This is a genomic window from Asticcacaulis sp. MM231 (genome assembly GCF_964186625.1).
In the GTDB taxonomy this organism is placed as follows: domain Bacteria; phylum Pseudomonadota; class Alphaproteobacteria; order Caulobacterales; family Caulobacteraceae; genus Asticcacaulis.
This window is the reverse complement of sequence record NZ_OZ075108.1, coordinates 1,588,730-1,609,065: the sequence shown is the minus strand read 5'-3', so window position 1 is coordinate 1,609,065 and position 20,336 is coordinate 1,588,730. Positions and strand designations below refer to the sequence as shown.

General features: G+C 54.5%; 22 protein-coding genes. 12 read left to right on the top strand and 10 right to left on the bottom strand.

Going from position 1 to position 20,336, the window contains the following annotated elements:
• Window positions 1-686 precede the first annotated feature (686 nt).
• Window positions 687-935, top strand: coding sequence for a hypothetical protein (locus ABQ278_RS07890; RefSeq protein ID WP_349321994.1), 249 nt, complete (start codon window positions 687-689; stop codon window positions 933-935).
• Between the two features lie 247 nt (window positions 936-1,182).
• Here ABQ278_RS07890 and ABQ278_RS07885 read toward each other — a convergent pair whose 3' ends face one another.
• From ABQ278_RS07885 to ABQ278_RS07875, 3 genes are all read right to left on the bottom strand, one after another.
• Window positions 1,183-2,304: a YfbK domain-containing protein gene (locus ABQ278_RS07885; protein ID WP_349321993.1), complete on the bottom strand. Its 1,122-nt coding sequence runs from the start codon at window positions 2,302-2,304 to the stop codon at window positions 1,183-1,185.
• Window positions 2,220-2,801: a von Willebrand factor type A domain-containing protein gene (locus ABQ278_RS07880; protein ID WP_349321992.1), complete on the bottom strand. Its 582-nt coding sequence runs from the start codon at window positions 2,799-2,801 to the stop codon at window positions 2,220-2,222. The genes ABQ278_RS07885 and ABQ278_RS07880 overlap by 85 nt, the downstream gene beginning before the upstream one ends.
• 379 nt (window positions 2,802-3,180) lie before the next feature.
• Window positions 3,181-3,405 (bottom strand): AlpA family phage regulatory protein, encoded by a 225-nt coding sequence (locus tag ABQ278_RS07875; protein WP_349322122.1) that lies wholly within the window; start codon window positions 3,403-3,405, stop codon window positions 3,181-3,183.
• Between the two features lie 401 nt (window positions 3,406-3,806).
• Here ABQ278_RS07875 and ABQ278_RS07870 point away from each other — a divergent pair, with 401 nt between their 5' ends.
• Window positions 3,807-4,193 carry a type II toxin-antitoxin system RelE/ParE family toxin gene (locus ABQ278_RS07870; protein ID WP_349321991.1) on the top strand — a complete coding sequence of 129 codons (387 nt, stop codon included), beginning with the start codon at window positions 3,807-3,809 and terminating at the stop codon, window positions 4,191-4,193.
• Window positions 4,194-4,203: 10 nt separating this feature from the next.
• Window positions 4,204-4,506 (top strand): helix-turn-helix domain-containing protein, encoded by a 303-nt coding sequence (locus ABQ278_RS07865; protein WP_349321990.1) that lies wholly within the window; start codon window positions 4,204-4,206, stop codon window positions 4,504-4,506.
• A 132-nt stretch (window positions 4,507-4,638) separates the two neighbouring features.
• Here the strand turns inward: ABQ278_RS07865 and ABQ278_RS07860 are convergent, their stop codons facing one another.
• The 5 genes from ABQ278_RS07860 to ABQ278_RS07840 form a co-directional block, all read right to left on the bottom strand.
• Window positions 4,639-5,106, bottom strand: a complete 468-nt coding sequence (locus ABQ278_RS07860) for a hypothetical protein (protein ID WP_349321989.1) — start codon at window positions 5,104-5,106, stop codon at window positions 4,639-4,641.
• Between the two features lie 111 nt (window positions 5,107-5,217).
• Complete coding sequence (locus tag ABQ278_RS07855; protein ID WP_349321988.1) at window positions 5,218-6,126, bottom strand: HEPN domain-containing protein; 909 nt, start codon at window positions 6,124-6,126, stop codon at window positions 5,218-5,220.
• Between the two features lie 96 nt (window positions 6,127-6,222).
• Window positions 6,223-6,840 carry a sigma factor-like helix-turn-helix DNA-binding protein gene (locus ABQ278_RS07850; protein WP_349321987.1) on the bottom strand — a complete coding sequence of 206 codons (618 nt, stop codon included), beginning with the start codon at window positions 6,838-6,840 and terminating at the stop codon, window positions 6,223-6,225.
• A gap of 566 nt (window positions 6,841-7,406) precedes the next feature.
• Entirely contained in the window at window positions 7,407-7,670 is a 264-nt protein-coding gene (locus ABQ278_RS07845) for a conjugal transfer protein TraD (protein ID WP_349321986.1), read from the bottom strand.
• Window positions 7,671-7,686: 16 nt separating this feature from the next.
• On the bottom strand, window positions 7,687-8,016 hold the full coding sequence (locus tag ABQ278_RS07840) for a conjugal transfer protein TraD (RefSeq protein WP_349321985.1): 330 nt from the start codon (window positions 8,014-8,016) through the stop codon (window positions 7,687-7,689).
• 171 nt (window positions 8,017-8,187) lie between these two features.
• Here ABQ278_RS07840 and traA point away from each other — a divergent pair, with 171 nt between their 5' ends.
• From traA to ABQ278_RS07825, 3 genes are all read left to right on the top strand, one after another.
• The gene (gene traA, locus ABQ278_RS07835) at window positions 8,188-11,112 is read left to right on the top strand and encodes a Ti-type conjugative transfer relaxase TraA (RefSeq protein ID WP_349321984.1); all 2,925 of its coding nucleotides are present in this window, start codon (window positions 8,188-8,190) and stop codon (window positions 11,110-11,112) included.
• Window positions 11,113-11,129: 17 nt separating this feature from the next.
• On the top strand, window positions 11,130-11,822 hold the full coding sequence (locus ABQ278_RS07830) for a DUF6118 family protein (protein WP_349321983.1): 693 nt from the start codon (window positions 11,130-11,132) through the stop codon (window positions 11,820-11,822).
• 119 nt (window positions 11,823-11,941) lie between these two features.
• On the top strand, window positions 11,942-12,142 hold the full coding sequence (locus ABQ278_RS07825) for a hypothetical protein (RefSeq protein WP_349321982.1): 201 nt from the start codon (window positions 11,942-11,944) through the stop codon (window positions 12,140-12,142).
• A 112-nt stretch (window positions 12,143-12,254) separates the two neighbouring features.
• Here ABQ278_RS07825 and ABQ278_RS07820 read toward each other — a convergent pair whose 3' ends face one another.
• Window positions 12,255-12,614, bottom strand: a complete 360-nt coding sequence (locus tag ABQ278_RS07820) for a hypothetical protein (protein ID WP_349321981.1) — start codon at window positions 12,612-12,614, stop codon at window positions 12,255-12,257.
• A 288-nt stretch (window positions 12,615-12,902) separates the two neighbouring features.
• Here ABQ278_RS07820 and ABQ278_RS07815 point away from each other — a divergent pair, with 288 nt between their 5' ends.
• The 4 genes from ABQ278_RS07815 (at window position 12,903) to ABQ278_RS07800 (ending at window position 18,294) form a co-directional block, all read left to right on the top strand.
• Window positions 12,903-14,588: a CocE/NonD family hydrolase gene (locus ABQ278_RS07815; RefSeq protein WP_349321980.1), complete on the top strand. Its 1,686-nt coding sequence runs from the start codon at window positions 12,903-12,905 to the stop codon at window positions 14,586-14,588.
• Window positions 14,589-14,664: 76 nt separating this feature from the next.
• Window positions 14,665-15,507: a sterol desaturase family protein gene (locus ABQ278_RS07810; protein ID WP_349321979.1), complete on the top strand. Its 843-nt coding sequence runs from the start codon at window positions 14,665-14,667 to the stop codon at window positions 15,505-15,507.
• On the top strand, window positions 15,507-17,174 hold the full coding sequence (locus ABQ278_RS07805) for a GH3 auxin-responsive promoter family protein (protein ID WP_349321978.1): 1,668 nt from the start codon (window positions 15,507-15,509) through the stop codon (window positions 17,172-17,174). The genes ABQ278_RS07810 and ABQ278_RS07805 overlap by 1 nt, the downstream gene beginning before the upstream one ends.
• Before the next feature lies 1 nt (window position 17,175).
• Window positions 17,176-18,294, top strand: coding sequence for an enolase C-terminal domain-like protein (locus ABQ278_RS07800; protein ID WP_349321977.1), 1,119 nt, complete (start codon window positions 17,176-17,178; stop codon window positions 18,292-18,294).
• On the opposite strand, the gene ABQ278_RS07795 is transcribed toward ABQ278_RS07800, so the two are convergent.
• Window positions 18,245-18,691 carry a hypothetical protein gene (locus ABQ278_RS07795; protein WP_349321976.1) on the bottom strand — a complete coding sequence of 149 codons (447 nt, stop codon included), beginning with the start codon at window positions 18,689-18,691 and terminating at the stop codon, window positions 18,245-18,247. The genes ABQ278_RS07800 and ABQ278_RS07795 overlap by 50 nt on opposite strands.
• A gap of 972 nt (window positions 18,692-19,663) precedes the next feature.
• On the opposite strand from ABQ278_RS07795, the gene ABQ278_RS07790 reads away from it, so the two are divergent.
• Together ABQ278_RS07790 and ABQ278_RS07785 are read left to right on the top strand one after the other, a co-directional pair.
• Window positions 19,664-19,951: a type II toxin-antitoxin system ParD family antitoxin gene (locus ABQ278_RS07790; RefSeq protein ID WP_349321975.1), complete on the top strand. Its 288-nt coding sequence runs from the start codon at window positions 19,664-19,666 to the stop codon at window positions 19,949-19,951.
• Window positions 19,948-20,283: a type II toxin-antitoxin system RelE/ParE family toxin gene (locus tag ABQ278_RS07785; RefSeq protein WP_349321974.1), complete on the top strand. Its 336-nt coding sequence runs from the start codon at window positions 19,948-19,950 to the stop codon at window positions 20,281-20,283. Before ABQ278_RS07790 ends, ABQ278_RS07785 begins: the two co-directional genes overlap by 4 nt.
• The last annotated feature ends 53 nt before the right edge of the window (window positions 20,284-20,336 follow it).

Here is a 20,336-nt window from a genome sequence, read left to right as displayed (position 1 = left end):
CGGCCCTATGTCGCTGGTTCGGCCAACGCAAGAAAGTCTTGCGGGTTTTCACCCTACAGGTGCTTATCTGGCGGGTGTTTGGGTTTCGTCTGGAGACGTGTAGTTCTAGTAGCTCAGATGCAGGTATTCAAACTGTCCTGAAAGTCGTAAGCGGCGGCGTCGCATTCGCGCTTATTGACTCGTCTTCTCTTGGTTCTACCTGGGCTGACAGTTGAAATGTCACGACCCGAACCAGGTATAGCTGATCGCCAACGGCAAGCAGCAAGACAAGATCCTCGCAGCGTTACACAAATCGTCGACAGCGGGTCGCAAAGACTGAGATGCCTATCAGACGTGCCACATTAAAACAAATGCCACCCCGATCAGGGTGAAACCACACCACGCGACAAGGTACATGATACGGTCAAAACTGACCTTACCAGATTGTTTTTCGGCAATTTTCGGCCTCTCTGCGTACCTAATATGTCTCATTACGAAACTCCAATCGCATTCAGACGACACCCTGCAAAACGCGTTCCGCCCGCCGTTACACGCCACTTCGGCTGCCGCTGCGGCCACCACCCTTGATATGTACCCGTGAGCAGAAACTGTGGATGACGCAGGCCACCCCTTAAAACCGTCGGTAAAGTTCACTTTTCAGACACGCAAAATGGTGAAATGATGCCACCTTATTACGGGGGACACGAATGTCAGATCAACGACTAACCAGCGAGGAAATAGACACGAGCGGCTTGACCTATGAACAAAAAGTCGAGGCGGTCGAATGGCTTGTGTTGGATTCCATTGGCCCCAAGGTCAATGGAATGGCGGGCGACATCATCTTGGGCGGCATGGCGCAAGCCATGACCCGGATCGCCATGGCGACAAACAAGATTGACCAGCGCGAGGCTTTGCAAATGATCCGTTCGATGTTTATCGCGACGCCAAGTGAGTGACTCGCAGAAAGAGCAACTTGCAATTCACAAGCTTCAACGTTCAGCCATTCAACCCGTTTATGGGCATACGGATCCAATCTGGTGGTGAGTCAGCCGCCCCTCCCACTAAAATACAACAGTCTAAAGGTATCCGTGGATCGTAGTCCGCAATCGGTCGGCTTTTCGGCATACCCAATGGGATCGGCATCCGATCCCGGAGGACCGTTTTCAAATGCGTCTTGCGCGATGGTTTGCCCAAAATAGATGCCTAGTTCGGCGCCTTTGCGGTCTCGGCCAGCCGCGTCAGTTCAAGAAACTCCTGACGACGGTAATCGTTCTGAGCGCCGGCAAGCGCGCGAGCGTCGCTCAACGAAAACGTGCCGAGGTGAGTGTCGCCGCGCAGGAACTGACCATAGGCTGCTACAGCCGCCGCGAAGGCCAGATCGCCTCGCGCCGGAGCAGCTTTTGCGAGCGTATTGGCCGGAACGGCTTGTTCGATCAAGCGTGATGTCTCTTCGTTTGGGAGTTTGTAACGCAGCTTCATCCAGACCAGCTCATCGTTATGTTCGGCGTTAGCGGTGGCATTATTGGCTGCAAAATGCCGATCCGGTAACCAGCCCTCAACGCCAGTCGGTATCACCTCATAGAGCGCCGTCACCTGATGGCCTGCGCCTATATCACCGGCATCAACGGCATCATTATTGAAGTCTTCCTCGGCCAGGGCGCGGTTCTCGTACCCGATCAGCCGATACTGCGAGACGTATTTTGGATTGAACTCCAGTTGAATTTTGACGTCTTTGGCGACCGTAAACAAGGTAGCGGACATCTCGTCATCGAGCACTTTGCGCGCCTCGGCGGCGCTGTCGATGTAGGCATAGTTGCCATTACCGATGTCAGCGATCTTTTCCATCATGGCTTCATTGTAATTACCGGTGCCAAAGCCCAGCGTCGTCAAGGTGATGCCGCCCTCCATGTTCTGCTTCACTAAGGCTTCAATGTCCTCGTTGCGGCTGATGCCCACGTTGAAATCGCCATCCGTCGTCATGATGACGCGGTTGATGCCCCCCTTGATCATGTTCGCCTTCGCCGTGGCATAGGCCAGGGCCATGCCCTGCCCGCCTGCCGTTGAACCGCCGGCCGCCAGACATTCCAGCGCCTGACGTACGTATCGCTTGTCATGCGTCGGCTCCAGAACAATACCGGCGGACCCCGCGTAAACGACGATGGAGACCTTATCATTTGGCCCCAGTTGGTCCGCCAAAGTAGTCAAAGCCGCCTTCACCAACGGCAGCTTGTCCGGACTGTTCATCGAACCAGACGTATCGACCAGAAACACCAGATTGGCCGGCGGACGCTCATTGCGCGCCACGTCATAGGCTCGCAGTCCCACACGTAAATCCGGCTTTGCGCATTCCATGGGGTTTGCGCAACGTCGGCCGTAATGGAGAATGGCTGGGTGCGATCTTTCGGCAAGGGATAATCGTAGCGGAAGTAGTTGAGCAGTTCCTCCGTCCGGACGGCCCCGACCGGCGGCCTTTGTCCATCATTCACCATGCGCCGAACATTGGCGTAGGCGCCAGTATCGACATCGACTGAAAATGTGGACACAGGCGTCTCAGCGACACGCATGATGCCAGAGACATCTTCGGCTGAATAGCGTTCGCGGTTCTCGGGCTGGGAAGCAATCATGCCTCCAACAGGTGGCGCCGCCCTGGCATTCATCATCGACGGAGGCGCTATATATTCTAAGCGCTTTTCCTGCGGCACCGGTGGGACAGGGATCGGCGGCGGTGGCGCAGTCGCCGGTTTCGGCGGCGTTTCGCGCGCCTGAACGACAGGCGGAGGCGGAGAAACGACCGGCGCGGGCGCAGCCTGTTGAGGCGACACGGCGTAATGGCTTGCGTAACTGTAACCATCGTTTGAGGTCGCGTTGCAATGAACAGGCGATCTCGGTTCCCTGACAGGCGTGAGCGCCTTAGCCGCCATCGGGGCCGGCAACACTGTTAGGATCACGGTCGCAGCCGCACCACTCAATAAGAACGCACGCATAATTCCCTCCCTCGAAAGCCTAGATGACCTTCATCAACACGCGGAGGTTTAGCGCGGATTGTGTGAAAATTGAGGCGCGTGATCACCACGAAAAAACCTCAGTTTGGTTAAATGCCGGTGCTTCTAGATAGGCTGACGTGTTCAGATTACGAAAAGCCGGACGTTTCCCAATCATTGAGTTCGCGACACGGCACGTCTTCTTTTCCTCTATAGATTGTCAATTCTTTGACTGCACGCAAATGTTCGAAATGTTATCTCGCCACCTAACCGGGTCTGCGATCCACTGATTGACACTCAATTCATGCCAGCCGGCCCCATGGACGCTGATCTTCAGTTGTGACGGAAATGTTCCCTCTGTAATCTTGCGATAGAGGGTCGAACGGCTGAGACCTGTACGGTCCAGAACGGTTTTCAAACGTATTATACGGTCGACTTGGGACATCATGGACTTCTCCAATTTCTCACGAGATGCGAAGGCACCTGGCAAAAATTGATAGAAATCTCACGACAATTCAATATGGTGGATGGCCATATGGTACCAAATGAACATCAAAGATCATCAAAAGCAGAGAAAAGGAAAGGTTAGGAAAGAATATACAAGAAGAGGAAAGGTAACATTATCGTGAAACATCGTCCCACAACGTCTCATCCAATGAACGTCTACTTTAAAGGGCCGGAATATAGATGCGAACGTTCAGCATCCGGTTCCCCGAGGTATCACTCAAATCTCACGGTTGTATCTAATTCGGGCGCTGAGAGTTGCAATTTGTTCAGCTGGTATCTGCAGTCGAATCTTGACTTTTTCGCTCAATGCACTATAGTGCATAGATCATAGGGTGCGGAATGCGCATTTTCTTAGTTAAGTCTGTCGAGAAGTTTGTACGGCAAGAACGCATCGCAAACGCGGCTCTTGTTAAGGCTGTTGCAGATGCTGAGCAGGGATCAATTGCAGCCGACCTCGGCGCCGGTGTGATCAAACAGCGGGTAGCTCGTCACGGACAAGGCAAGTCCGGCGGATATCGGACGATACTTGCCTTCAGAATCAAGGACAGGGCTGTATTTATGTATGGCTTTGCTAAAAATGAACGGGACAATATCGGTCCCAAGGAACTTGAGGCCTTTAAAGCCGCCGCCGACGGTTGGTTAAAGGCGACGGATTTACAAATTAACGCTCTGAAAGAGCGTAAGGCATTATTTGAGATCGAGGTAGAAAATGGTCCAAGTACGTAAGTTAAGCCCCATGCACGAAGCACTTCGGGATATGGGTGACGACATGCTCAGTGTCGGCATCATCGATGCTGACGCCCATGCCAAGATCACTTTGCGCGATGTTTTCGACACGACGAACGTCGAGGATATAACACCGATCCAGATCAAGGCTTTGCGTGAGAAATTCCATCTTAGCCAAGGCGCTTTGGGGCACTATATCAATGTCACATCGGGTTACGTCTCCCAAATGGAGCGTGGCGTTCGACAGCCAACAGGTCCTGCTTTGGTGCTGTTGAACGTAATCAGACGTAAAGGCCTGGACGCCATTCTCTGAGCATACGCCGCTGCCCTCAGGATAATGTTTCGATCCAAATTGGGCGGCTTCTAGCCAGACTCGCCGTTCGGGTACGATGCGCCGGAAAGTGCCTGTTCGGAATGAACAACCTTTGTCCTAAATCAACTCTAATCAAAAACAGGCATGCTTGAATGCTTTTATGGCAGGCGAAGCCCCTGCAACACTAAATTGTGAGTTCACAGGCTCGCCGTGGACATTGAATACCTTGACCCGCACGGTTGATGCGCTGCTAAGGCGGTCAAGGATCACTGTGGAAACACCAGTTGGCGGCATCACAATATGCTCAATGGCTTCATAACTCCCTATGACGTCCATTGGAGCGTCGTCGTCAAGTTGCACAATTATCGATTGGAAGGCGCCAGGCCTTCCAACATATGATCCATCGATGTACGCGAACCTGACCGCCGGACGACTGCTTTTGGGATCTCGGCAACTAAATTCGAGACTTCGGCCATTCTCGATGCGCGACAAAATGACGTTGTCGGTTCCTGTGCTCTTATCGTGTCCGTTGGTCAAATTCCAGCCGGCAATTTGTGTCGTGCCGAGTGTCAAAAGCAATGCGAGCGCGGACAGTGACATTATTTTTCCCTTTGTGGCGAGGCGACGTGGCGCGTCGATTTATTGGAACCTACCGCAGGAACATTCCGAGAGCATCACAAAGGAAACACCAGAATCCAAGGTTTACTAACTTTATTGGTCATTCATAGCGAGATGTCGCTCACAGGCGGCTTTAACGGCTTCCTGAAGCAACGACACGCGCTCCACCAGCCAGTTCAGCTCTTCATCAGTGACCTGATAGTCGGCAGAATACCGCGCCTCGACGTACGCCCGGCGCAGACGGTCGAAAGCCTGGCGATGGAGGCGGCTTTCGGACGGCCAGATGCCCCTAAGATTGTCGTCGAGATTTTCGGCTTGCGAACGCAGCACCGGGATGCGGTGACTCTTCGGGCTGTACAGCGTGAAAGTCAGCAAAAGACAATGGTAAAGTGCCTCGACCGCTTGGTGCAGATTGAATGCGCTTAGGTTCTTGTCATCGATGGTTATACAATACGCAGCGATTTTTTCAAAGTTTTGAGCTCGCGGGAACCACTGCTCGTAATAACCCGAGGCCTCACTCTTGGTCTCTTCAGACGTCAGCGCTTTCGGTTTCGCAAGCGGATGCCCCGGCGCGTCGTAAAGCAGTATACCGTCGCGGGCGATGTCCGAGAAGAACGGGCGTCCCCTGGCCAACTGGTCATTCACGTCATCCAGACTGTGCACGATAAAGTTCACGGGGGTCTTGATACGCTGGGTGACGGTCAGTTCCTGGATGAAATGCTGATCGGCCTTGTCCCAATAAGTATGCAGGTCGGTAAAGTCCTGACCATTGACGACAACGAGCAGGTCATAGTCGGAGCGATAGCCGCTGAGGCGATCTTCGACCCAGTCGCCACGCGCATAGGAACCGAACAGAATGACTTTGAGGATGCGCCCCGCCTTGCGCTTTGGGGAGAGCGCCGTCTTGGTCGCATCCTCAAACTCGTCAAACAGGATCTTCACGACGCGTTCGAGTTCGCGTCGTTTCGTATCCGGCAGGTGGTCGAGTTTGTCGATGTTCATGGCTGTCTCTGTCCTCAATTCTTTGTGCACCACTTCGCTTAATGGATCAATGCAGTGGTATCCCATTCCTTATGCCTGCGGTCCGGGCGCATGGCGCTAGCCGTTGTCGCCACGTAAATACCCATCCGTCAGAGCGCAAGCACGCGCCGGCATACAGGTTTCTTCGTCAAGCGCGTTGCAGAACATCACTTGCGCGCTGACAAGACGCTGCATGGCCTTGGCTGGCGACAGATTCAGGTGTTTGGCGATCTCGCCCAGGGTCTGTCCCCTTGCCCGCCGCATAAGAAAGACCCGACGATACAGTGACGGCACGCGATCAAGGGCATTCAAGACGATGTCATTGTCCGCACGCCGCTCCCACCGTTGCGGCGCATCGACCGGTGTCGGCGCGATGTAGGCATTGATCGAGGGGTGCAGGCTTCTGACCTTCTGTACCGCGATATCGAACACCAGGCGCAGCATGTAGCGCCGTGGGTCGGTGATGTACTGCCAGTGGTCACAGCTTATCAGTTCGACCTCGGCCTCTGATACAATGCGCCTGGCCGCGCGCGTGCTGTCGCTCAACCGCCGTCCCAGTGACATGTATTCGGCCCGATGCGGCGACACGTAGTCATGAAACCAGCAGAGCTGTCGGCCCATAAGCTCTTCAGTGAACCAGTGTGTTTTTGTGACTTCCATTCCCATTGCGTTGACCTCCACGAGGCCTGCACTCACGTGTCAGGCCCGCATCTGCGTTGGTGACGGGGGAGTTGGAAAACCGAGTAAGCCCGATCCCTTTGGCCTTTAGCACTTGCGTGCCTGGACATACGCCAAAGGCTCCCCCGCCATGAGAATCAACGCGCGATCTGCCTGACAGCAGGCGGCATCACCCGCGCACTGTAGTGGCATTCTCTTACGGCTCATAGCAGAAGTGCTGTCGTTTTGGACGATCAACAAACCAGCTTACTTTCGGGGTTTCCACGCCCCAGAGCTGCATGCGGCAACTCCAGGATCAACCATAACGCAAGTGTGCCGATACCGCAATCCGAATTGCCGGGTTCGCGTCTGTTGTGTTGTCGCCGTGGCACAATGACATCACCGCTTCCCCTGTCATTCATTGTCCGTAAGCGGGCACTCTCCCGCTTACGGATATGGTGGCCCCTTGTCGGGCTGGCAGGCGTGGGTCAAGCCCTTCACCGACAGGCGGATTTACCGACCCTTCGGTAAATCCGGGGCTTGAGGCGCGACAGACAGCCCGGCACTTTGCAGGCAGTTTCCAAGAGACTGACCTGCCGCCCCTTTCACCGTCCACGTCGCTCATAGGTCCGATGCGCGTCTCCGGTTCTGGCCGTATTCTCTTCCGCCTCGGCTTCGAACGCTAGCTTTCCGGTTCTGCGCCAAACCTCGATATTGGCTGCGCCCTCCCCGCCCTTGAGCTTCGCTGCCAGGGTCAGAAACGACCCGTACAGAACCGTGCGATCATCGCCGGTCAGATCGTCGAGCTTTGCCTTGATGACCAAGCCACCGAGCTCGATCAGATGACGGGTCCGTTCGCGTCGCTTCATCACCCAGTCCCGCGTATCAGTTCTCGCCTGGCTTAAGTTCAAACGGTTGCGCATAGCCACCAGCTTCTGCTGTCGTCGCAGGGTCCGTTTCAGGTCCTGCCCCAGTTTCCCTCTGTCCCCCTCCCCGAAAGAAAGCCGCACCGGCTTTACGTAATCCCTCCTTTCGATCCGACTTGGTTTCCGCGACCATGGCCAGCAGTCCGCCGGCCAGTGTGTCGATGTCGAGCGCGTCCGCACCGGTGGCGATGACCAGTTCGCCCAGTTGTTTTACCTTTCTGTCTTTCAACGTCCTCGCACGATGATTCAGCGCCTTCAGTTCCGCGTCGAAGTCCCTTGGTTTACGCATAGCCATCTCCTGCATTTGAGCCTGAGACCATTATAGGATAGGCTGCTCGGATAGGCTCCAGTGTTGCCGAGACCGGTTGAGACGGCCCGGTCCATCCCGAGATTTAATCTTGGGAGGGCGCGCTTATACGTCGTGCCGACGTGCTCTTTTCAGCGTAATTGGTATGTCGCCATGGCGATATATCATCTCTCCGTCAAAGTGATTTCCCGAGCGGCCGGATCCAGCGCCGTGGCCTCGGCTGCCTATCGTTCGGCGGGCCGGTTGTTTGACGAGCGGCTGGATCGCGCCCAGGACTTCACCCACAAGACCGGCGTTGTCCATTCCGAGGTCATGCTCCCCGACAATGCGCCGCCGGAATGGTCGGACCGGGAGCGGCTGTGGAACGATGTCGAAGCCTTCGAGAAGCGCAAGGACGCCCAGCTCTCCCGCGAGGTCGAGTTCGCTATTCCGCGTGAGATGAACCAGCAACAAGGCATCGACCTCGCCCGCGACTTTGTTCAGCGTGAGTTTGTCGATCAGGGCATGATCGCCGACCTCAATGTGCACTGGGACATCGGCGCAGACGGCCAGCCCAAACCCCACGCCCATGTCATGCTGACCATGCGTGAGGTCAGCGAAGACAGCTTCGGACCCAAGGTGCGCGACTGGAACCGCGTCGAGCTGGTCGAGCACTGGCGCGAGGCCTGGGCCGAGCATGTCAATCAGCGGCTTGCTGAACTGGATATCGACGCCCGTATCGATCACCGTACACTCGAAGAGCAAGGCATCGACCTGGAGCCACAGGGCAAGATCGGCGCAACGGCACGTCGTATGGAGGCGCAAGGGCTTGAGGCCGAGCGCATCGAGGATCATGCCGATATTGCTTACAGGAATGGTGAGCGCATTCTCGCCAACCCGAAGATCGCTTTAAACGCCATCACCCACACTCAGGCGACCTTCACAAAGCGCGACCTGGGCATGTTCGTGCACCGCCATTCCGACGGCGCCGATCAGTTCAATGCCGTCATGACCGCCGTGCGCCAATCCCCCGATCTGGTCGAACTGGGCAAGGACGGACGTGGCGATGAGCGCTTCACCAGCCGCGATATGATCGAGACCGAACAGCGCCTTCAGCGCGCGGCGGACCTGATGAAGGCGCGTGAACACCATCGCGTCTCTGCAGCCAGCCGCGAGATGGTGCTGGGGCGGGCCGAGGCGCGCGGCTTCACCCTGTCAGGTGAACAGAACGCTGCCTTCTCGCACGTCACAAAAGCCAACGGTCTTAGTGTCGTTGTCGGCTATGCCGGCACCGGCAAGAGCGCCATGCTGGGTATCGCACGTGAGGCGTGGGAGGACGCAGGCTACACCGTCAGAGGCGCTGCCTTGTCCGGCATTGCTGCTGAGAACCTGGAGAGCGGTTCCGGCATTCAATCTCGCACCATCGCTAGTCTGGAGCATCAATGGGGCAAGGGCCGTGAGCTACTGACGGCGCGTGATGTGCTTGTGGTCGATGAAGCCGGCATGGTCGGCAGCCGCCAGATGGAGCGCGTGCTGTCCGCCGCCACTGAAGCCGGTGCCAAGATCGTCCTTGTCGGCGATCCAGAACAGATTCAGGCCATCGAAGCCGGTGCCGCCTTCCGCGCGATCCATGAGCGCCACGGTGGTGTTGAGATCACGCAGGTGCGCCGTCAGCACGAAGACTGGCAGCGCGACGCAACGCGTCATCTGGCCACAGGCAGGACGACGCAAGCCCTGCATGCCTATTATGATCATGGCCATGTCCACGAGGCCGAGACCCGCGAGGACGCTAGGCACGACCTGGTCAAGCGCTGGGACAAGGATCGGCTTGATTACCCCGACGCCTCACGGCTGATCCTTACCCACACCAATGACGAGGTGCAGGTCTTGAACGCCCTGGCGCGTGAGCACCGCAAAGAACGTGGCGAACTGGGCGACGATGTCGACATCAAGGTTGAGCGCGGCGATCGCACTTTTGCGGCCGGAGACCGGGTTCTGTTCCTCAAGAACGAGCGCGGGCTTGATGAGCATGGTGGCGTCAGGAACGGCACCTTGGGCACGGCTGAGTTGGTCGAGACCAATAGAATGTCTGTCCGCCTAGACGATGGCCGGTCGGTAGCGTTTGATCTGAAGGACTACAACGCCATCGACCACGGCTACGCCGTCACCATCCACAAATCCCAGGGCGTCACCATCGACCGTGTGCATGTTCTGGCCACACCGGGGCTTGATAGCCATTCGAGTTATGTCGCCCTCTCCCGCCATCGTGACAGCGTGGACCTCCATTATGGCAAAGACGACTTTAACGATCTGAATCGGCTCAGCCGTACCTTGTCGCGTGAGCGGTCAAAGGACATGGCGTTGGACCACGACGGCGCCAAGGCCTTCGCTAAGCGACGCGGCATAACTTTGCGCGAACGGGTGGTCGAGATCATCCGCCAGGTCCCGGAGAAGGTGCGCAGTATGTTCGACGGCCTGGACCTGGGGCAACGATCATCCACGCCCCAACCGAAGCCGACCGATTACCGGCAAGATCGCGACGCTTTGCGCCGCAGCGCCATCCAGCGCCACGCTGGGGCCGTCAAAGATATCTTCCAAATGCACGACAAGGACCTGCCAGTTCTGCCGCACCAAAGAACCGCCCTTGAAAAGGCGCGTGAGGGCTTGAATGGGTTCGACAAGCACGCGTCCCATGACCTGGAGCGCGCCTATAGCGCCGATCCAACCATGGCCAGCGAGGCCGCTGGCGGACGCACCCAACGATCCATCCGCGTGCTCCAGATGGAAGCCGAGATCAGGGCCGATCCCATGAAACGGGCCGATCGCTTCATCGATGACTGGAGACAAATGGACGCGCGCCGGGTTGGGGCGGAGCGCTCAGGCGACACAGCCACGGCGAACCATGTCCGCGATCAGATGGGCGCCATGGCCAAGTCGCTGGAGCGCGATCCGCAGATGGAGTCACTCCTGCGCAATCAACGCCTGGCCCTGGGCCTCAGCAGTAGCGGCGCCGGATGGGACATGGAGCGGAGCCTGTCGCATGACCTTGGCGCCAGCATAGGCCTGGGACGTTCACGCGGGCTCGACATCGGCATGTAGCAGAAAGGGAAACTGAAATGACTGACAATACGGATAGTGAAGCCGAGCCAAGGTCGGCAGGAGAAGCGTTTGAGGACTTGCGCCGCGAGGTGAAGCTGATGCGCAAGGTTATCGAGCGCATGGCCGACGAGCAGCGCGCCGCGCCTGATTACAGCGAGACTTTGGGTATAATGGCAGATGGCCTGACAGTGGCGTCGACGTCATTGGACTGGCTGACGCAGCGCCCCATTGTGAACACGACCGCTGAGCAAATGGCGCAACAGATGAGCAAGACCGGGAACCAGGCCCGGGCTGACGACCGACGGACCATCGCGGATGCGGCTAAAGCCCTGAAGGACACGACTTATGATTTGTCGGCGTGGATTGCGGGCGCTCGGAAGGCCGACGATCAGGATCGTGAAGTCTTGCGGTTCAGCGCCTTTGCGGCCGGTGCAGGCGCCTTTGTTGCCATTATACTGACGATTGGATGCTTTAGGCTATTCCCCGAGCATGGCGCGGCTTGGCTTTTAGGTAAAGATCGATGGGAGGCTGGCCAGCAATTGATGGCATCTGCAAATCCTGAGCAGTGGGCGGCAATACAGCAAGCCGTCAACCTGGAACGCGACAACCATGCGGCCATTGTCGATTGTCAAAAGAATGCTGAGCGGACAGGTCATCACCAGCGATGCCGCGTGACAGTGAAGGCATCATCTAAGCTAAAGAATGAATAGCCAAACGTATGCCAAACGCGGGCGCGCTGCAAATCGTGAAAATGCCCCTTACCGGTCTAAGTAAGGGCGCGGCCGCTACCTGCAGTCCTGTCTCGCCTATGACGCCAGACCATTAGCAAATGTCGACGCAAGGTATTCTGGAACTAAAAACGCGCGCCGAAGCCGGCAATGCAAATCCAATGTCTCAATTTAGCGATCTGTACGTGGATTGGGCTGCCACCTTTCCCGACTACGTTGAGGCCCTGCGCTGGGAAGCTAAATTGGAAGCCGTTCCGGGCCAGAAAGCATCGGTCGTCTGCCATGAGACGGAGCGACTTTGAGTCGTTAAAATGGGCGGGCCAACATCAACCACTAGTTCTTTTTCAAGCCATCAAGCATCCGCTGCGCTTTAAGGTTTTCGGTCTCCACCTGGCAATACCTGTCGTAACGATTTTAGGTCTGGTAATTCTGATCCTGCCACGCGTGTTCATTCGCAATCATCAGCTTCACGTAAGCCTGCTTTTCCTCGGGAGTTTTCACATTACGCCTTTTGATAGCTTCATCGAGCCAGAGCTTGGCTCCATCTTCGTACCTAGCCTGGACTTGAGGGGTGCTGCCGCTTTCAGGATTCTTCAAAAGAAATGCAGTGAGCATCATAACGCTGACGCAGATATCAGACTGCTCCACTTCGCCTTGCTTCGGTAATACTTGGTCCTTGACCTTTTCGAAATCGATGGCATTCGCGGCCACTGGCGTCAGTGACGTCAACAAAAACCCCAAAACTCCGCCAATCATATATTTTTTCAGCACCATGTCACCTCTCCAATACTACTTATGGGTGTCATTTTAATTATAAGTTGAAAAAGTTGCAAAGCTTATATTTACGTGCTTTGGGCCCTCTAAGCGCTAGAGGTGGAAATGGAACAGTCCCGATGGCGATTGAACATTTCCCTCCCCAAAGCCGACATTCAGTGTCTAACATGGTCAATCCTATCCGATGAGCAGAGGCGCGAGTTGCCGAACCTTTTGTAAGGCATCTATGCGAGATTGAAAAAATACCGCAGAAATGCATCAAGGCAGCGCAGGCAGACGGGCACTCACGTGAAGCTAAAATACAAAATCCTATCGGCTGTTGGGTTGATGTTGGCCCTTCTATTTTTAGGGCGCGATTACCTCTTGGAAGCTTTGGCTAATCATTTGGTTTTCAAATCTGACGACGTGCGACCGGCCACCCATCATGTAACGATGCAAACCTCCGGCTTTGCTACGGAGGACGGTATCAATTTAAGGGCGGATATCTATCGGCCTCAAGAGCTTGGTAAGACGCCGACGATTTTAATCAGGTTGCCTGTTACAGATACATTTTACAATCGTTTGCGCATTGGCATGATTGGCCGCTATTGGGCCGGCCGGGGATATGCGGTCGTCGTTCAGGGAACGCGAGGACGCTATAAATCTGGCGGTCGTTTCTATCCTTTGAAGAATGAGCGTTCAGACGGACTGCAGACCTTGGCATGGCTAAAAACCCTGCCTTGGTATGATGGTCGGCTGGTAATGTGGGGCGGGTCAGCATTTGGCTATACGCAATGGGCGGTATCCGATCAGCCTGAGGTTGACGCTTACTTCATTCAAATCGCGAGCACGGATTTTCACCGCATGTTCTATCCAGGTGGCGCGTTCGCGCTGGAAAGCGCGCTGAACTGGGCGATCACCAGTCGTGGCGACAAAGATCGTGAGGTCAAGCTGGCTGATCTCGAACGTGGAGTTTGGGCGTTACCCATTTCAAAAGCCGATAACTTGGCGATAGGCGACACGGATTTTTATAATGACTGGGTGAGCAATCCAGAGCGAGATGCCTACTGGAAGGGTATCGATGGCGAACGGCGGGCGGAAAATCTTCAGGCTCCGGTCTTGCTGTTGGGAGGATGGTTTGATCCGTTCCTGGCCGGACAACTGGATGACTATGAGGCCATTACCCGCAGCGCCAAACTGCAAGTTGCTCAAGGCACAAAGTTAATTATAGGGCCATGGGGACATGCCCGCGAACTCGACCTACCCGGTCAGGCAAGGCCTGTACCGTATCGCAGCGAAAGTGTGATGCAGGCTATACCCTGGTTTGATAGCCGTCTGGACATTGCGGCTGAAAACGTGCCGAAGGTCCGGCTTTACGTCATGGGTATCAACAGATGGCGTCATGAAAATGAGTGGCCACTGGCGCGGACCCGCTACACGCCGTTATTCCTGAGTAATCGAGAATTGGCCATCAAGCCGCCTCTGACCGAAACGGTGCAAGCGTATCGCTATGATCCAACCCATCCTGTGCCAACACGAGGCGGCGCCATGTTGAGCCGTCGCTCAGGGATGATGAAGCAGAACGACATCGAACAACGATCTGATATCCTGACCTATTCTACTTCACCCCTGCGCGACGATACCGAGGTGACGGGGCCCATTAAGCTGATTCTATATGTTGCCACCGATGCGGCGTCGGCAGATTTTACGGCAAAGCTGGTTGATGTTCATCCGGATGGGTCAGCCTATAATTTGAGTGAGGGCATATTACGTCGTCAGTATGATTTGACCTCACAACAGCCTACGCGCATTGAGATTGAGTTGTCTCCGACGGCCAATGTGTTTCTGAAGGGGCATCGTATTCGACTTGAGGTGTCTAGCAGCAATTTTCCGCGTTATGACCGCAATCTTAATTCAGGTCAGCAAAAGGTGTTCGTCGGCTTTAAATACCCATCACAGCTCATTTTACCGCTGATCGCTCAAAACAGGACATGACCGGCACGACAAAGCCTTATATGGTCTTGATGCGGCTTTGTGGGGATACGGTGTGACTAAAGGGCTTTCATATCCATTGAAACTCATCGCCTATCCAACATGTCTGGCGACGGGTATCTGTTGCTATTATGCCTTACGCCAGATCGACGGATCATTGACCTATGCCCCTTATTTGGCTGTCGTTGCGGCCTTCTTGCTGATTAGTGCCTTTGAGCTGATTATCCCTTATCGCAAAGACTGGAAGCCGGTCGTCAGTGACACGGTCACGGACCTGATCTTTATGGCCTTCGTGCAGGTTTTACTGCCCCTGGGCCTGGGCTGGATCAGCGCCTACTACCTACTACAAGTCTTTCAGCATCATGGCCTGAGCCTAAATTTATGGCCCCAAGCTTGGCCTATATGGGCGCAAGTGTTGCTTAAGATTTTGATTGGCGATTTCCTGCGGTACTGGTTGCATCGCTGGTCGCATAAAGTTGCCTGGCTGTGGCGCCTGCATGAGGTGCATCATGCGCCGTCAAAGCTATATGCCATTAACGTCTTTCGTTTCCACCCTTTGGACAAGACGCTGCAATATGTCCTCGACACCCTGATTTTTCTTTTTTTGGGTATCGGGTCTGAGGTATTGGCGCTTTATTTCGTGGTCTATGCCACGAGCGGCCTGTTGCAACATGCCAATATTGACCTACGCCTCGGCCCCTTAAACTACCTCTTGAGCGGCCCTGAGGTGCATCGCTGGCACCATGCCGAAGATTGGAAAATAGCAGCCCATAACTTCGCCCATACCTTCATCGTCTGGGATTTGCTCTTTGGCACCTATTATCGGCCTAACGGGGCAAATGTCAGAAATCTGGGACTGGGCTATCCCTATCCTGAGGGGTTCTGGGCGCAGTTGTGGGCGCCTGTTCGGCGAAAGCGCTGATGGGCTGGTTTTCAGATATAGTCTTCAGGCTGGGCTTAAGTTATCGCGGCGGCAAGGCTTACAAAGCTTTGCAGCGTGCGGCTGCGTCACCGCAGGCCGCGCAAGTACATGCCTTGAAACGAATTTTGCGCGCGAACCGGGGAACGGCTTTCGCCGCTGATCATGGGTTCAGCGGCATCCGCACCATTGATGATTTCCGCGCACGCGTGCCGCTATCGACCTATGAGGATTTACGCCCCTACATTGATCGACAAATTGCGGGCGAACGAGCGATCGTAAGCGAAAAACCGTTGATGTATGCCCGTACCAGCGGCACTTTGTCTGCGCCCAAGTTGATTCCGATTACGCCTTCAGCGCTGAAGCGTGTGGTCAAGGTCCAGGCGGCTATGGCCTACGCTTATCTTCAGGCCTGCGATATGTATTCAGGTAAGATACTGTTACTCAGCGGAGCCACGCACGAAGACAGTCTAGGTGACGGCACCCCCATCGGTTCGGTCACCGGCCTGATCTATGAGACAATGCCCAAGGCCATCCGGCAAAAATATGTTGTGCCCGCTGAAGTGTTTTCAATCGATAATGCAGCACTTAAATACGCTATTGTCGCGCATCTAGCGCTGAAGCATGAGAACCTAACGGCGGTTTCCACGGCAAACCCATCCACGTTCTTGCGGTTACGCGACTATTTTCAGCAAAATTGGGCGCAGATGATCGTCGATGTCCGGCGCGGTCATCTTGACGGAATTGAGAGCTTGCCCCCCGCAATATACCGGGCGGTCAAACGAGCCATTAGCCCGGCCACCAAGCGCGCCGCTCATCTGGATCACTTATCTCAGATTGATCAGACCTCGATCCATGACTTGTGGCCGAACCTGAAAGGCGTCGTGACCTGGACAGGCGGCAGTTGCGCAATAGCTGCCCAAGCCGTGCGTCGGGCCATACATGTGGATACGCGCCTAATCGAGGCTGGCTATGTCGCCAGCGAATTACGGGGCACCGCAGTTTTAGATGTGACGCGCAATCTAGCCCTGCCGTTGTTGGAGGACGTCTTTTTTGAGTTCATTCCATCAGCAGAATGGGACGAAGGCAGACGGAGCACTCTGCTTGTGCATGAATTGGTCGAGGGTAAAGATTATCAGGTCATCGTCACGACGCTGAACGGACTATACCGGTATGTCATGAACGATATCTTGCAGGCCGGGCCGCGGATTGGCCGAACCGTATCCTTGAGCTTCAAGCAAAAGGGCAAGGGGTTCACCAGCATTACCGGTGAGAAGCTTAGTGAACAGCAGGTCAATGAAGCGATGGCACGGTTAGGGGAAGCGGTCGCCGGCGAAATTCGTTTCTATGTGGTTTTGGCCGATGAGGAGGCCGCTGGTTATATGGCCTATCTGCACGTCCACCAGGAGGATGGCGATGTACCGCTTTCGAAAGCGGACCTTTCCCAGCGGATTGATCAGCTTTTATGCTCTATGAATATTGAATATGCCGCAAAGCGTCAGACAGGACGACTGGCCCCATTGAAGGTTCATTTTCTGAAGCCAGAGACAGCCCTGAGCTATCGGGATTTTCACATTGCGCGGGGGCAACGCGAAGCGCAGTTTAAGGTCATGACCCTGCAATACCGTCGCGAGAGTGCGTTCGATTTTGCCGCTTTTGTGGAGGCTTAAGATGGATGCACAGGTAATCCAGGTTGAGATACCATTCAAAACCGCGTTTTCACATGCCAGTGCGCGGCGCAAGGTATCCTCGGCAGTCGTGGTGCGCCTGCGCGACGCAGACGGGCTTTGCGGCTACGGTGAAGGATGTCCACGCGAATACGTAACGGGCGAGACCATGGCCAGTGCCGTGACGTGGCTGAAAGCGCGTATTGGGCCATGGAGTCAAACTGTTAGCAACTTGGATGATCTACGCCGTCTTTGTCAAAGGCACGAGGCAGACATTAACCTGAACCCCAGCGCGTTTTGCGCGTTTGAGCTGGCAATGATCGACCTAATGGCCCGTCGCGCAGGCCTAGGCATTGAAGCGTTTCTAGGCCTCAGCAAACTGTCTCGCCCTCTGGAAGTAACGGCCGTATCTGGCAGTGACAATCCGTTGATATTTCAACTTCAGTCATGGCGATTTAAGGCTGCCGGGATGAGATCAGCTAAGCTCAAGGTCGGGGCAAATCAAAGGCGAAATGTGAAACGGGTGAAGCACCTCGCCAAGTTTGCCAGAGTGCGCCTCGACGGTAACAATTTATGGACTGACGCGAGCGAAGCGGTTGCAGCCTTGAAGCCTCTGCAAGCCAATACTTGGGCGGTTGAGGAGCCAATCAAGGCGCGTGATTTTGCCGGCATGGGGCGTATTCATAATGATACCGGGCTAAAGGTCATTCTCGATGAAAGCCTGCTAAACCGGTATGATCTGGCAGCATTTCTTGCGGTCAAACCTGACCCGCAGGCCTATATTGTCAACGTGCGCATTTCAAAAATGGGTGGGCTATTGCGCAGCCTTGATTTAGTTCGCCATTTGCGCGAACTAGGGTTTGGTCTGGTGTTGGGATCTCAAGTGGGCGAGACGAGTTGCCTTACCCGGGCAGCGTTGGCTTTGGCACCGGAAATGTTCCCACTTTTGGGATTTGAAGGCGGATACGGCCGTCATCTTCTCGTGCATGATGCCTTCTCACCGTCCCTCACCTTTGATAGCCAAGCGAAATTGCATCTTGATCACATTCCCCCTCAAGCCAATGGATTGGGAATTACGCCGACAAAGGCCTTGGCGTTCTCAGATGGAAACCAGCCCAGATGAGCACCATCAGCGCCAACACGACATGAAAGGTGGCAGGGATGGGGTTGTTGAAAAAATGACTATCTCGCAGGACAGTTGCTCCTAAAACGATACGGACAATATCGAAGGCCAGATAAAGCCAGCCCAAAATCCGCAACACCCGTCCGCGCAGGTAGTGACGAACCAGCTTGCCCTGCATAATTTTCATCAGGAACGACAGGCTTCCGGCTAGGATGGCAATTTGTGCGGCCAGCAGCACTGGATAGGGCAACAGGCCGGATTGCCACCGCTCAAACGGTGGCAGCCAGCCGATGCTTGAAAATTTTTGAACTAATTGTATCGCAACCCGGGCGAAGAATGCGGCAAGAAAAATCGCAAAAAATACCGAAAGGCGCTTTTCTGAAACGGTAATCGGCATTTGGATTTTATTTCTCCCCGCAAACGCTCAAACGTTGCCATTTCGATAAGGGTTTGTCCAACCTGCAAATCTTATTCGTCGAGTTCGTTAAATTGGGGCCGACCAGCGCACAAGCGGCTATGATAAAGGTAAATCGGTTTATGCGTCGTGTTCGACGCATCGGCGAGTAAAATTTGATTGCGGAGCATTCGTTCGGCTCCCCCACTCCCTCCATTTATTTATGGTCGAGGCCGGCGCTATTCAAAAATCATTGCGTACGTGCGCATTTAAAACTTTGCCCAAATCATACGACATACCCATGAGGCTATACGAAAAGGAGGTAACCATCCTCAATTTGAACGGCTTCATGAAAATGAAAATTAGCGTCTGGCCCGGCATGCCAGAGGAGTAAACTCGACCATGTGGCACGCCAAAACGACGCGTCATACCCCTTACAAAAACCCGCTTTGAATTTGATACGGCGATCAGCCTGCCCGCCAAGTTGAATTTTTCATATACAAATGGAAGGAGGGGGAATGTGAGGAACAAATACCCTTTTCGCAGGATGTCAAAAAATATCGAATTTAGCTCTGCACCGTGCGTCAAAATATTATCGATCGAATTCGCAACTACGGATAATAGTTCAGGAACGTAAACAATAAGTAGGAACGATCCGATGTAAAACGTAGGATCTGTAAATAGCTTATACCTTACAGACCTTACACCATTGACCGACCAATAGGATTTGTACTTAAATAAATTTTTAAATCTTACTTTCAATTATTGCACCTTTGATCATAGATATCTTACCCTAACCCCGGATCGATCGCATATGCGTCTCTCCAAAGCAACTGCTTCAATAAGGCGCCAAACGATCGATCCGCAGGTTTCATCCCCCCTAACGTTAGCACTTGGCCGCTGGCAAATCACGGCCACGCACCTATTGGCATATTATGCCAGTATGCTACACTGATTAGACTAAGGAGATTAGACATGCCGACTCGCAATGTAGTTTTGACCGACCACCATGAGAGCCTGATCGCTGAATTGGTTCAAAGCGGGCGTTATCAAAATGCCAGTGAAGTTATGCGTGAAGGATTACGTCTTGTTGAAAGCCGCGAAGCCGAAGGTGCCGCCAAATTGGCGCTACTTCGTCAAGCCGCATACGTTGGGATCTCTGCGATCGAGCGCGGCGATTACATAGAGTTTTCTGACTCTTGCCTATTGAAAGCCCATCTAAGTACTGTAGCGGACACCGCCCTAGGTGAGCGCCGTTCGTGACAAAATGGCGTATACGCCTTTCTTTTGAGGCAGAGGCAGATTTCGCCCGTATACTGACCTATACGCAAGATACCTTTGGCGGAGGGCAAGCTCGGCTTTATCAGGATATTTTGACGGATGCCCTCGAAAGTCTGACTGAGGGACCAGATGTGTTGGGAAGTGTTGAACGTGGCGACATACTACCAAATCTTCGCAGCCTGCACATTGCCCGACGAGGGAAGAGTGCCCGGCATTTCATAATGTACCGTGCCAAAGACGAGCCATTTATCGAGGTGCTAAGAATACTCCATGACGCCATGAACCTCGCGCAGCATATTCCACCGGAGATATGAGTTAGGGAGCCACCATAGTCGACCAGATCGTCAGAGAAGTTTACGCCTACGTC